The sequence below is a fragment of the Paenalcaligenes hominis genome (genome assembly GCF_011927625.1).
Lineage (GTDB): Bacteria > Pseudomonadota > Gammaproteobacteria > Burkholderiales > Burkholderiaceae_B > Paenalcaligenes > Paenalcaligenes hominis.
In genome coordinates this window covers 28222-41768 of the sequence record NZ_JAATIZ010000001.1, presented here as the reverse complement: position 1 = coordinate 41768, position 13547 = coordinate 28222, and the positions used below count along the sequence as shown (strand labels likewise).

Here is a 13547-nt window from a genome sequence, read left to right as displayed (position 1 = left end):
GCTGACTTACCTAGAAAATAGCATAGAGTTATACTGATTTACTTATTAAAGCAGGCAGTATGTTTTCCTGCGCCGCCCTTTCCGCCCTTCTTGCTTATCGAGATCCATTTTGAACAAAGGTTTCTATCTAGTTATGGCAGCTCAAGCGCTGTCATCTGTAGCCGATAATGCCTTACTTATCGCTGCTATAGCCCTAATTGTAGAGTTAAGTGGTCCCGACTGGATGGCTCCTTTAATGAAGTGGTGGTTTGCGCTTGCGTATGTGGTTTTGGCTGCGTTTGTGGGCGCCTTTGCTGATGCATTCCCTAAAGGCCGTGTGATGTTCATCACAAATGGCATTAAGGTCTTAGGTTGTCTTTTAATGTTCGGCGTGCATCAGTTGGCTCAACACCAAGACTCCCAGCTTTTTCTTGTGTTCTTTGCCTATACCCTAGTAGGCATCGGGGCCGCGGCGTATTCTCCCGCTAAATACGGTATTGTCACTGAAATGCTCAAGCCCGAGCTCCTCGTTAAAGGCAATAGCTGGATTGAAGGCCTAACCGTACTGTCTATTATTTTAGGTACGGTATTGGGCGGCGTGCTGATTCACCCTGACATCAGCCCCGTGCTACGCAATGCCCCTGTTATCCAAGATATAGCCTTAAGCCATACGGAAACGGCGATTCTTATTATCGGGTTTATTTATTTAGCCGCCGCTGCCTGCAATTTACTCATTCCTAAAACCAATATTATTTACCCAAAACAAAAAACCAATCCCATTGAGCTCGTTAAAACCTTTAAAGGCTACGTGGTTATTTTATGGGGCGATAAGCTTGGGCAAATTTCGTTGGCCGTCACCACTCTATTTTGGGGTGCAGGCGCTACGCTGCAATTTATCGTCATCGAGTGGGGAGCCCATCAGTTGGGCTATCGACTGGATCAATCCTCAATCTTGATGGGTATGGCGGCATTAGGTACGGTAGTAGGCGCCTACCTAGCGGGAAAAGTCCCCTTAAAGCAGGCCCTAAAGGTATTGCCCATGGGGGTTGTCATGGGGCTGACTGTACTGTTAATGCCTTTTGTAAAAAGCACTTGGGCTGTCTATAGCTTACTGTTATTAATTGGTGCGACCTCTGGCTTTTTTGTGGTGCCCATGAACGCGTTATTACAACACCGTGGTCACGTCTTATTATCAGCGGGACACTCTATTGCGGTGCAAAACTTTAATGAACAGCTAAACATTCTATTTATGTTGAGCTTTTATAGTTTTATGTTGTGGCTAGACATTCCTATCAACGTCATTATCACGATTTTCGGATTGCTTGTGGCTACGCTTATGGTGGTGTTTATCCGTTGGGACAAACAAAACCATCTGCGTAACCCCCATTTAGATGACTGCATTGGCGAGGAATGTCATGGCCAAGCCTTGCGCTAATTAGTTCAAGGCGACTTGCTCACGCTGAGCATAAAAATCAGCCAGATAATGGCGCTCGTAGGCATAGGCCACCTGCAATAACACGCGCTCTCTGTGATGCGCAGACACCAACTGTAAACCAATTGGAATGGCGTGTTGACCTAAGCCACAAGGCAGCGACAAGGCAGGGTGTCCTGTGACGTTAAAGGGTGCACAATTATGCACAATTAACCCAAAAAGATCCTGCATTTGCCCGTCTACCTCAAGCTCATTAACACCTATCTCTTGTGCAGTCACAGGCGTAGTGGGCGTAATCAACACATCAATGTCTTGCAATAACGCCTCAAACTGGTGGGTAAGCTGCACTTGACGCTCTTTGGCTTTAATATAATCCACCGCAGAAAAGTTCTGCGCAGCACTTAGGGCTGCCCAGACATCGGTACCATACTGATCTTTATATTGGGCCATCCGCTCTGCATGCTCCGCAGCCCCTTCGCATATCGCCAATGCGAAGACCACGCCTGCATCGGCCTCGGTGTAAGGCACATCGACCTCGATCAGCACCGCACCTAAAGCCTGCAACTGTTGTAGTGCGCGTTCATAAGCCGCGCCTACGGCAGCATCTACCTGATGCCAAAAATAATTGGTAGGCACGCCAATACGTAGCCCTTTTAAAGAGCGAGGTAGATGGGTTAAGTAATCATGCCCCGTTAAAACCTCTAGGCTCAGCGTCATGTCCTCGACTGTTTTAGTGAGAGGGCCAACATGGTCTAAGGACGCCGAAATAGGTCGTGTTCCTTGACAAGAAATGATGTCTCGGGTTGCTTTTAAGCCGATCACACCACAGGCTGCAGCAGGAATGCGAATAGACCCGCCAGTATCCGTGCCTAAAGTGATCATGGCTAAATTGGCTGCCAACGCTGCACCGCTGCCGCCACTTGAGCCTCCAGGGCTAAAACGGCGATTCCAAGGGTTCTCTACAGCGCCATAAAACGGGTTTTGACTTGTTATACCAAACGCATACTCATGCAAATTAAGCTTACCTAAATTGATAGCACCGGCCTGTTGCATACGTCTGACTGCGGGAGCGTCTTGAGTAGGAATAAACGACTTTTCTATGACGGAACCGGCAGTGTTAGGTAGACCACGCACAAAAATATTGTCTTTATAGGCTACCGGTATTCCTTCTAGCAGCCCAGAGGCCTCGCCTAACTGATAGCGCTGCGTTGCAAGCGCTGCTTGATGGCGCGCTTGCTGGGCGTTTACCGTAATATAAATATTGGTATCCTGATGTTTTTCTATTCTAGCTAGGTAGTCTTCGACCACCTCTGAAGGCGATAACTTTTTAGTTAAAAATAATTCACGCATCTGCCTTAATGAAAAGCTAGACATACAGCCTCCTAATAATACGTAGTTGTCTTTTTAGAATAGGGTTTGCATTAATAATAAATCTGCCCACGCGCTCACTTTGTCTTGAGGACGTAATAACAATGACACGGGATCATACGTCACAATGACGGGGATCGTGTCCCCGTCTGGGCGCTGCCAGGATTGCACCTTGGCGCGGAGCTCATCAAAAGGGGTCTGAGCGCCAAAAAAAAGTTCTGCGCTGGCTTCGCCCAATAAAATAATATGTTTAGGTTGAATCAGCGCGATCTGACGCCACAAAATTTGCTGACACGCCTGGATATATTCTGTCTTTGTATGATGAGGGCTGCGGCATTTCACCAGTTGGGTCGTGTAGAAAGTCAGGTGCGGCGGCACCGCTATACTTTGTAGCTGTTGAGCAAAAAGCTCTCCTGTTTTACCTTGCATAGGTAAGCCCACCATTTCCTCGTTACTACTAGGAGCAATGGAAATCACCATCCAATCGGGTTGTTCAGTATGCCCAGCACCTATCACTGCACGTTGCCGCTGTTCATGTAACGCACATGCCGAACAGTGATCCGCATAGTTTTGAATTTGCTCTAGGCTAAGGGCGTTTAATGCTTCTCTTACTATCGGTTGCGTTGGTGCCTCTGGCTCTGCTGCCACGGGGGGAGTCGATTTTTTTAGACCCAAGTGCTCGTGCAGTGCGGCTCGAGCAGTCGCTGGCATCGTACCGGCGGCGTTTGACGTACTGACTGGCGTATCAGAGACTGGCGGAGGACTGCGCTTTAACTCTTGCGGTGCGGCGACCACAACGGGCCTTGCTAAAAACGCTGGTGCCACCTGCAACTCGCGTAACCAGGCATGCTGGATGGGGCTAATTTGAAGAGACGGGTCCGTCATAATATTCCTACGCTAAGGTCTTACTATAAAGCACGGCCGCTTCCTTTTCTGCTGTCGGTGTTTTGTAATAGTTTTTACGAAGCCCAACGGAACGGTACCCTGCCCCTTTGTAAAGCTCTTGGGCGGCGGTGTTTGACTCTCGCACCTCTAAGTGCATCACTGAACACCGCTTGGCTCTGGCATCTTGTTCAACATAGCATAATAACTGTTGCGCTATGCCCTGCCGCTGGTGCTCCGGCGTGACACCGATCAGTAATAACTCGGCCTCATCTACAGTGGGCATGACGACTGCATAGGCGACCACATGCCCCTCGTATAATGCCACCCACGCCCAATGCCCCGACTGAATGCTTTGTTCAAACTGAGCCATAGACCACGGGTCGTACTGCAGTACGTGCTCTATAGCAGCCACTGTTTCGAGATGTTGGGTAGCCATGGGTTTGAATTGAACAGCTTGCCACAAAGCACTGGGATTGCCTCCTAAGCCTGTTTCACGCTCTGCAATAGTAAATGCCACACGATTACGCACATATAACGGGGTAGCTAAAGCGGGATCAATGAGTTGGTCTTGTTCAAACGCTAAAAGCGCTAAGTGCGCTAGGGTTTGCACCTGAACCCGCCCCGTATTTCCTAATTGCGCCCCGAGGCCTAGCGCCTGCTGATTAAGTGTAGGAAACGCATCTAAGCCATCGCCCGATACACGCACTATGGCTTTAGTTTGCAATGCCGTTTGTTGTTGAATGAGTTGTTTTAAATAATAATAAAAAGTAGCTTCAGCAATCAAAATGGGTTTATGCAGACTATACCAACCGTGTTGGGTACGTTGATACGCCCCTACATACAGCTCTTGCATACGCGCATCGGTTACTATCACTTCAATCGAAGGCTGCGCTAATGGGTCTTGTTGGGCAGCAAGCGCTAATAACGACGGGATCGGAGCCACTTTTAACCCTAATGCATACGCCAAACCTTGGGCAACCCCACAGGCGACTCGTAAACCAGTAAAACCACCTGGGCCTTGCGCAAATGCAATACCATGTAAATCAGCGCGTTGTAGGTCGGCCTCTTTTAAACAACGCTCTATTAAAGGCAACATGTGCTCTGCATGTTGAGCAGAACCTTCATGTTCAGCCACAGTTAACTGGGTTTGACCGGTTTCGGATTGCAAGATTGCAACACCACACACAGCATTCGCACTGTCTAGAGCTAAAAGATTCACTTTCATTGACGTATTAGTTTGCTCAGGTAAGAAAGATTTAGCATTAAAATGCACGGATAGATGGATTGTAAATGTGTAGTAGCTTTGGCGTGATAACTAGTTAGCGCCCAAAATCTGTAACAAAATGAAAATTCTTCCGTTAATTCTCGGGGGTTTCATGAATGAAAAGCATCAATTGTAAAAATGTTCTACGAGCCTGTACGCCCCCCTTTTTGCCTGTTACATTTTAATCATGAACACACAAAATCAACCTCTTACCAGAAAAATACTCGTCGTCGATGACGATCCACGTTTACGCGATTTATTGCGACGCTATCTAACGGAACAAGGCTTTAATGTTTTTGTTGCCGAAGATGGCAAAGAAATGTCTAAACTCTGGCAACGCGAACATTTTGATTTACTTATCCTTGATCTAATGCTGCCAGGCGAAGATGGACTTTCAATTTGTCGTCGTTTACGAGGGGGTCACGATAACACACCTATTATTATGCTAACAGCAAAAGCGGAAGAAATTGACCGCATTGTTGGCTTAGAGATGGGTGCAGACGACTATTTAGTAAAGCCATTTAACCCACGCGAATTACTTGCTCGGGTAAATGCCATTTTACGCCGTCGCGGCACAGAAGAGCATCCTGGCGCTCCTAGCCAAGAAAATGAAGCGATCGAATTTGGTCCGTATTCACTCAATCTGTCTACGCGTACGCTTACTAAAGGAGATGAAGTCGTCCCTATCACTACCGGCGAGTTCTCTGTATTAAAGGTCTTTGCACGTCATCCAAAAATCCCGTTGTCTCGTGACAAACTAATGGAATTAGCACGTGGCCGAGAATACGAAGCATTTGATCGCAGTTTAGACGTTCAAATTTCTCGTTTACGCAAGCTGATTGAACCTAACCCATCCAAACCCGTTTTTATTCAAACTGTCTGGGGTTTGGGCTATGTTTTTGTTCCTGATGGTGGTCATTAAAGGTATGATAAGGGCATGAGCAAAACTGCCCTTTCGACCTCTAGCACCCCTTCCAAAAAGCCCCCTTTTAAAATGGGGCTTTTTAGTCGTACTTTTTTTCTTTTGCTTGGCCTTATGGGCATGAGCTTCGGCATTTGGTTGCAAGTCTTCTTTTCTATCGAGTCAGGCCCTCGTGCTATTCAAATGGCACAACGGGTTTCTACCTCCGTAAGCATTACACGTTCCGCATTAACTTACGCTCCATTCGACCAGCGCCCCGCTTTGCTGCTTGATTTAGCCACCAAAGAAAGTCTACGCATTCAACCGCGCGAGCCCGATGACATTCTCGAGCCCATCCAGCATTCAGCCTATTGGAATAAAGTCTCCGAAGAGGTACGCAAAGACTTGGGTAGTAACACACTGATTATGTGGTCAGTCAACAACGTGCCAGGTATTTGGGTTTCTTTCGAGCTCGATACAGAACAATACTGGCTGGTATTTAACCGCGAACAGCTTAGCCTAATTGCAGGTGCTGAATGGATTGGCTGGTTGTTGTCAGCGCTTCTTCTTTCTTTCTTAGGCGCTGCGATTAGTGTGCGTTTTGTAAACCGTCCTTTAGCCCGTTTAGCTCAAGTTACTCATCAGCTTGCTCGCGGCGAAACCCCGTCACCTCTACCAGAGCGTGGTCCCGCTGAAATCCGAGATATGAACGTAGCGTTTAATCGAATGACACGCGATATTCGTCAAGCCGAAGCCGATAGGGAAATTATGTTGGCAGGTATTTCCCACGATTTACGTACTCCTCTTGCACGTATGCGGTTAGAAATCGAACTATCCAACGTCAGCGATGCAACGCGTCAAGCCATTGACGAAGACCTGGCGCAAATTGATCACAGTATTGATCAGCTCATGGAGTACGCACGCCCTGCCGCCAAGGCCCCAGAGCAAGGTATCGATATCAGCAAGGCGCTAAGCTCTCTCTATGAGCGTGAACGTAGTCATACTGAAAGTCTAGGGGGGGAGCTCACCGCCGATATTTCTCCCAACCTTTTTGGTCGGATTGATGAAAACGACTTAAAACGCATCGTAAGTAATTTAATTGAAAACTCCAGACGTTATGGGCGCAGTGCAGCCGACAACAAAGCCTATATTCACCTTTCTGCACACCCTAAAGGCAATATCATTGAGATTAAAGTTCAAGACCAAGGCGTCGGCATTGAAGAACACGAAGTTCAACGTTTATTACGTCCTTTCTCTAGAGGCGAGTTAGCCCGTACTGGGGTAAACGGAGCCGGTCTAGGCTTAGCCATCGTAGAACGCCTATTATTACAGGTAGGGGGTCGTTTTGAGCTCACCTCTCCTCCAGGCCAAGGCCTGACAGCACGTATCGAAATCCCTAAGTTAAAAGTCCGCTAAACGACTAGGCAAACAAATCCATTCGGGTAGAATTATTCTGATTAGTTTACTGAAAGGATCTTTATGAAAACGGTTGGCGATCGACTCGAGCCTTTTAAAGTTACCGGCGTAAAGCCTGGCTTTAACGAAGCTCAAGAAAACGGCATCTCGGCTTTCGAGGAAATCACAGAAAGCTCTTTTCCACACAAGTGGAAAATTATTTATTTCTACCCAAAAGATTTCACTACGGTATGCCCGACTGAAATTTCTGATTTTGGCCGTTTACAGGCCGATTTTCATCAACGTAATGCAATTGTCATGGGTGGCTCTAGCGATAACGAGTTCGTGAAACTGGCGTGGCGTCGTGAACACCCCGATTTGCATCGTCTACAACATTATCAATTTGCAGACACCAGTGGTGCGCTCATTGATCAGCTAGGAATACGTGACAAAATCGAAGGGGTAGCATTACGTGCTACGTTAATTGTTGACCCTGACAATATCATTCAGCATATTTCTGTGAACAACTTAAACGTAGGCCGCAGCCCCGAGGAAATATTACGGTTACTTGACGCTATCCAAACCGATGCGTTATGTCCTAGCAATCGGCAAATTGGTGGTCCCACTCTAGACTAATAAAAAAGCGTAGAAAATTTCTACGCTTTTTTTATCCATGTCGCTGTAAAACCTTGGCCTTCAGGGCAGGCAGGATGTCAAACAGGCTTATGTAATAACACCACGACATTAGCCGCAATGCCTTCTTTACGGCCTAGATGACCTAACCCCTCGTTAGTTTTGGCTTTGATATTAATACGGCTTGTGTCTACTTTTAAATCCGTACTTATTACCTGAAGCATAGCGGGTGCATGTGGCCCGATTTTTGGCGCCTGTGCATGAAGGGTGGCATCTATGTTTATTATTTGCCAACCCTGCTCTTGAACTAATGCATACGCATCGCGTAATAAAACACGGCTATCTGCGCCTTTATACCGTGGGTCTGTATCAGGAAAGTGGCGCCCTATATCACCTAGTGCGGCCGCACCTAACAATGCATCTGTTAATGCATGCAGCAATACATCCGCATCAGAATGCCCTAAAAGACCGTGCGTATGAGGAATCGTCACCCCACCAATAATTAAGGGACGTCCCTCAACCAGAGCATGGACATCAAAGCCCTGACCTACACGCAAATTCATAACCATTTCTCCAAAATTTGAAAATCCCCCGGCCATGTCACCTTGAAGTTTTGCGGAGCGCCCCGAATTAATAAAGAGCGATGGCCTGCTTGTTCCATAGCGGATGATTCGTCAGTAACAGACCACTGTTCGTGCTCTGCTTGCTCAAGTGCCTGCAGCAGGTCAATGGCTTTAAACATTTGGGGCGTCTGGGCTAACCAAAGGTGGTCACGCGGCACTGTTTGGGCTACCTCTGGGTTGGGCTCCCCCTCTGCTTTTTTAACGGTGTCCGGCACAGGCAGTGCGAGCAAACCGCCTTGGTCTTGTTCCAAGCAGGTGTCTAATAGACGTGCTAAGGCCTCTGCAGGCAGCCCGGGTCGAGCCGCATCGTGCACCACAACCCATTGACCTGGCTCTGGATTTAACTCTTTTAACCCGTTACGTACTGTATCGGCCCGAGTTTCACCCCCGACTGCACGCCATGTGGTGCGTTCTAGACCTGTTAACGCATCATTTACCCATGTGTCAGTCGGACTTACAATAACTCGCACATGATCAATGCGGGGATCGGCTAACATAGCCTTTACTGAGAGTCGCAACATCGGCAACCCCTTTAGCAGCTCGTACTGCTTAGGTAAATCTGGTTTTAAGATTGCCGCTGTAGTTTGTCGTCTTGCTCGCGCACCAATACCAGCAGCAGGCACTAAAGCAATTATTTTCTTTGACATAAACGTATTCCCATGAGCAAAACTAAAAGCCCTACTACAACCAGCCTTTATCTTAGCAGCACCTCATCCAGTTTACAGGCCTTAAAAGTTGGGCAACGTTTTCAGCAACCCTTGCCTCCCGGCTCGGGAGATGCGCTGCTGCTTGCTGATTTAGCTCGGCAAAGCACCCACAGTGTAATCGTGTTTTGTACTGATCCGCTAGATGCGCAGCGCTTAAACCATGAAATTAAGCTTTTTGGGCCTGAACTTACCGTCCAGCAATTTCCTGATTGGGAAACCCTGCCTTACGATAATTTTTCGCCTCATGAGGATTTAATCTCAGCACGCCTTAAAGCCTTAAATGCCTTATTGCATAATGAGGTAGATGTGCTGACCATTCCTGTTAGCACAGCACTGTATCGCTTAGCTCCCCCTGCTTTTTTAGCTGCGCACAGCTTTAGTTTTCAGCAAGGGGAAAAGCTTGATGAGCAGCAGCTAAAAGAACAAATGGTGCTTGCTAACTATAATCATGTCACCCAAGTTACTGCCCCTGGCGAATTCTCTATACGTGGTGGCCTGATTGATTTATTTCCAATGGGCTCGGTGGTACCGTATCGTCTGGATTTATTTGATAATGAAATTGAATCTATCCGTGCCTTTGATGCCGATACGCAGCGCAGTCTCTACCCAGTCAAAAAAGTGGACTTACTGCCTGGTCGCGAGTTCCCTATGGATGAAGACGCACGCCATGTCTTTAGGGCTCAATTTCGCGAGCATTTTGAAGGTGATCCTTCACGCGCATTACCCTATAAAGAAATAGGAAATGGCATTGCGTTTGCAGGGGTTGAGTACTACCTACCTTTGTTTTTTGAGCAAACGGCTACGTTGTTTAATTATTTGCCCAAGGACAGTATCGTGGTCACTCATGGCACAACAGCGCAAGCGATTCAAGGGTTTCACGCCGATGCTCAACAACGCTACCATTTTTTGAAAAGTGATAACGAGCGCCCTGTTTTAGCTCCCGAGTTTTTATTCTTAAGCGAGGACGAGTTTTTTGGCGCACTCAAACGGTTTGCCCGTCTAGACCTCCAACCCAATGGACTACACCCTGATTTTATTCCGGTACCTGATGTGGCTGTAACTCGCCGCGCAGACGATCCACTCTCTGCGTTACGTACCGAAGTTCGTGACCCATTGCGACGTACCCTCCTTTGTGCCGAGTCGCCTGGAAGACGGGAAACCATTGCACAGATGCTCGCTGAGCATCACTTAATTCCGGACCCCCACTGCTTAGAGCTAGACAGCTTTTTATATGGCGAGGCATCGTTTGCCTTGGTCACAGCCTCGTTGTACCAAGGTTTTGCCTTACACGAGGCTGCTATTACCTTACTCACTGAAAACGATCTCTACCCTCACCAAGTACGCACACGCCAACGTACACGACGCAGTCATCGCACGAATGTTGAGGCGATGGTTCGGGACTTATCCGAGCTGCGTACGGGCGACCCTGTTGTACACACCGAACATGGCATAGGACGCTATCAAGGTCTGATCGAAATGGACTTAGGCGAAGGCCCTGTCGAGCTTCTGCATTTGGAGTACGCCAACGAGGCCACTCTGTATGTGCCTGTTTCACAGTTACACGTAATTTCGCGTTATAGCGGCACCGATGCTGAGTCAGCTCCCTTACATCAGCTTGGCTCAGGGCAATGGGAAAAAGCACGGCAAAAAGCGGCTAAACAAGCTCGCGATACGGCTGCTGAACTGTTGGCTCTGTATGCACAACGTGCACTGCGCGAAGGTCAACAATACAAGGTCCCTCTTAGTGATTACGAAACCTTTGCAGCAGGTTTTGGCTTTGAGCCTACCCCTGACCAGGCCGCTGCTATCGAAGCGGTATTAGATGATATGAAATCTGGTCAGCCAATGGACCGCCTCATTTGTGGCGATGTGGGTTTTGGTAAAACAGAAGTCGCACTACGTGCCGCTTTTGTTGCAGTGGCTAATGGCAAACAGGTTGCTATTTTGTGCCCCACCACTTTGCTAGCAGAGCAACACGCCCAAAATTTTGCAGACCGTTTTGTTGACTGGCCTATCCAAGTGGCTGAGCTTTCCCGTTTTAGAACCAGCAAAGAAACCAAAGCCGCTATAGAAGGGCTGGCTAACGGGCATGTCGATATCGTAATTGGTACCCATAAACTGCTTTCCAAAGACGTTAAATACAAGAACCTAGGTTTGGTCATTATTGACGAGGAGCATCGTTTTGGCGTGCGTCAAAAAGAGGCATTTAAGGCCTTGCGTGCCGAAGTCGATATGCTCACCCTCACCGCAACTCCTATCCCACGTACCCTAGGGATGTCCCTAGAAGGAATACGCGACTTTTCTATTATTGCCACAGCGCCAGAAAAACGTCTTGCTATCAAAACCTTTGTGCGCAGAGAAGACAATGGCACCATACGTGAGGCCCTCTTACGAGAGCTAAAACGCGGGGGGCAGGTCTATTTTCTACATAATGAAGTGGAAACCATTGAAAATCGTCGTGCCCGACTGCAAGAACTGGTCCCTGAAGCGCGCATTGGCGTAGCACACGGTCAAATGCCTGAACGTGAGCTAGAAAGTGTCATGAAAGACTTTTATCAAAAGCGCTTTAATGTATTGCTGTGCACCACAATTATTGAAACAGGTATTGATGTGCCCAGCGCTAATACTATTGTCATTCAGCGTGCCGATAAGCTGGGCTTAGCCCAGCTGCATCAGTTACGTGGTCGCGTTGGCCGCTCCCATCACCAAGCCTATGCGTACCTATTAACACCAGGTGACGATGCTATCACCGCGAATGCTAAAAAACGACTCGAAGCTATTCAAGCTATGGATGAGTTAGGTGCTGGGTTTTTCTTGGCAATGAATGATTTGGAAATTCGTGGAGCCGGTGAAGTCTTAGGTGAACACCAATCAGGGAATATTCATGAAATTGGCTTTTCCATGTATTCAGATATGCTGAACAAAGCCGTGAAAGCGCTTAAAGCCGGCGAGGAGCCTGACTTGATGTCACCCTTTGATATCAAGTGTGAAGTGAATTTACGTAGCCCGGCTTTGTTACCTAACGATTACTGTCCAGATGTGCATGCCCGATTAGGTTTTTACAAAAAGCTTTCCCATGCTGCGACCACTGACGAATTAGCCCATATTCAAGAAGAACTCATTGATCGCTACGGGTTATTGCCTGAGCCAGCTAAAAATCTTCTCACTGTGCATCAGCTTCGCATTAAAGGCGAACAGTTAGGGCTAGAAAAAATGGACTTACAAGAAGATCAGCTTGTATTGCAATTTACTGCTAAGCCTAATGTAGACCCGGTGCGATTAATTGAGCTGGTGCAAAAAGACAAAGCGGTTCGGTTTAATGGGCCTGATAAATTACGTGTCAGTTTAGCGGATGCCACCCCTATCCCCCAACGTGTTCAAAAAGTTAATCAGCTCATGCAACAGTTAGGTTAAAAAAAGCCGCTCTTAAATGAACTCACCCCAAGCAGTTGGACATCCCTCTAACTTTTTGGGGTCTTTTTTATGGCCAAATAAAACAGCTAAAACCTAAACCAATTCCAAATACTGTCTAAAGCTGAATAATTTAACGCGTAATTAGCCTGTGCTTGAACCACGGGTTTAGCACGGTAAGCCACTGAGTAATGGGCCTGCGCCAACATAGGTAAATCATTTGCACCGTCACCCACCGCTACGATTTGTTCTTTGGTCGCACCCAACTCGGTAGCTAAGCGCGCCACGTGATCCGCCTTAGTTTGGGCCCCCACAATTGCCCCTTCGACTCGGCCTGTTAATTTACCGTTTTTGATCTCTAGTGTGTTGGAGTAGGCCTCATCAATACCCAATTGTTGTTTTAAGCGCTCGGTGAAAAAAGTAAAGCCCCCTGAAACCAGCAAGGTTCGGATACCGTTTTCTGTAGCGGTCTGCACCAACTGCTTAGCCCCTACATTTAACTGCAAGCGTTGATCGTACACCTGCTGCAAGGCAGCTTCGGGCACCCCCTCGAGTAATGCAACACGACGCGTTAAGCTTTCCGCAAAGTCTGTGATTTCTCCACGCATAGCAGCTTCAGTAATGGCGGCGACCTCGGCTTTGCGCCCCACGGCAGCAGCAATCTCGTCAATGCACTCAATGGTAATTAACGTGGAGTCCATATCCATCGCTAAGAGTTTAACGTCACGTAAATAGTGAATTGGCTCGATAAAAGCAAAATCCAATTTAGCCTGCTCACAAATGGGTTTGATTTCTGCTTGTGTGCTTGGGTCAGCCCCCAACAGACGTACTACCGTTGGCCCTAGCTCTTGAACACCGTCTGCCCCCACAATGGCGGCAATTTTTTCAATAGCAGACGCATCTAACGATGGTGCTTGTAAAATTAAATTAGACATAGATAGCAATAAAA

General features: G+C 47.6%; 11 protein-coding genes. 5 read left to right on the top strand and 6 right to left on the bottom strand.

The window, feature by feature from the left end:
* Nucleotides 1-109 precede the first annotated feature (109 nt).
* A complete protein-coding gene (gene lplT / locus GGR41_RS00200) occupies nt 110-1414 on the top strand; it encodes a lysophospholipid transporter LplT (protein WP_167660138.1) in 1305 nt (434 codons plus the stop codon).
* Here the strand turns inward: lplT and GGR41_RS00195 are convergent, their stop codons facing one another.
* Genes GGR41_RS00195 through tsaB form a run of 3 tightly spaced genes read right to left on the bottom strand, consistent with a single transcriptional unit; the run spans nt 1415 to nt 4889 of the window.
* Nucleotides 1415-2785: an amidase gene (locus GGR41_RS00195; protein ID WP_167660137.1), complete on the bottom strand. Its 1371-nt coding sequence runs from the start codon at nt 2783-2785 to the stop codon at nt 1415-1417.
* Between the two features lie 30 nt (nt 2786-2815).
* Complete coding sequence (locus tag GGR41_RS00190; RefSeq protein WP_167660136.1) at nt 2816-3664, bottom strand: uracil-DNA glycosylase; 849 nt, start codon at nt 3662-3664, stop codon at nt 2816-2818.
* A gap of 7 nt (nt 3665-3671) precedes the next feature.
* The gene (gene tsaB, locus GGR41_RS00185; protein WP_167660135.1) at nt 3672-4889 is read right to left on the bottom strand and encodes a tRNA (adenosine(37)-N6)-threonylcarbamoyltransferase complex dimerization subunit type 1 TsaB; all 1218 of its coding nucleotides are present in this window, start codon (nt 4887-4889) and stop codon (nt 3672-3674) included.
* Between the two features lie 226 nt (nt 4890-5115).
* Between tsaB and ompR the strand changes: the two genes are divergently transcribed.
* From ompR to GGR41_RS00170, 3 genes are all read left to right on the top strand, one after another.
* Entirely contained in the window at nt 5116-5850 is a 735-nt protein-coding gene (gene ompR, locus GGR41_RS00180) for an osmolarity response regulator transcription factor OmpR (protein ID WP_077733688.1), read from the top strand.
* Nucleotides 5851-5970: 120 nt separating this feature from the next.
* The gene (locus GGR41_RS00175) at nt 5971-7245 is read left to right on the top strand and encodes a sensor histidine kinase (protein WP_477529321.1); all 1275 of its coding nucleotides are present in this window, start codon (nt 5971-5973) and stop codon (nt 7243-7245) included.
* Nucleotides 7246-7308: 63 nt separating this feature from the next.
* A complete protein-coding gene (locus GGR41_RS00170; protein WP_167660133.1) occupies nt 7309-7860 on the top strand; it encodes a peroxiredoxin in 552 nt (183 codons plus the stop codon).
* 77 nt (nt 7861-7937) lie between these two features.
* On the opposite strand, the gene ispF is transcribed toward GGR41_RS00170, so the two are convergent.
* Together ispF and ispD are read right to left on the bottom strand one after the other, a co-directional pair.
* Entirely contained in the window at nt 7938-8426 is a 489-nt protein-coding gene (ispF, locus tag GGR41_RS00165; protein WP_077733690.1) for a 2-C-methyl-D-erythritol 2,4-cyclodiphosphate synthase, read from the bottom strand.
* The gene (gene ispD / locus GGR41_RS00160) at nt 8417-9127 is read right to left on the bottom strand and encodes a 2-C-methyl-D-erythritol 4-phosphate cytidylyltransferase (protein ID WP_167660132.1); all 711 of its coding nucleotides are present in this window, start codon (nt 9125-9127) and stop codon (nt 8417-8419) included. Before ispD ends, ispF begins: the two co-directional genes overlap by 10 nt.
* 12 nt (nt 9128-9139) lie before the next feature.
* Between ispD and mfd the strand changes: the two genes are divergently transcribed.
* Complete coding sequence (gene mfd / locus GGR41_RS00155; RefSeq protein ID WP_167660131.1) at nt 9140-12601, top strand: transcription-repair coupling factor; 3462 nt, start codon at nt 9140-9142, stop codon at nt 12599-12601.
* An 86-nt stretch (nt 12602-12687) separates the two neighbouring features.
* Here mfd and serB read toward each other — a convergent pair whose 3' ends face one another.
* Entirely contained in the window at nt 12688-13533 is an 846-nt protein-coding gene (gene serB, locus GGR41_RS00150) for a phosphoserine phosphatase SerB (RefSeq protein WP_167660130.1), read from the bottom strand.
* Nucleotides 13534-13547 lie beyond the last annotated feature (14 nt).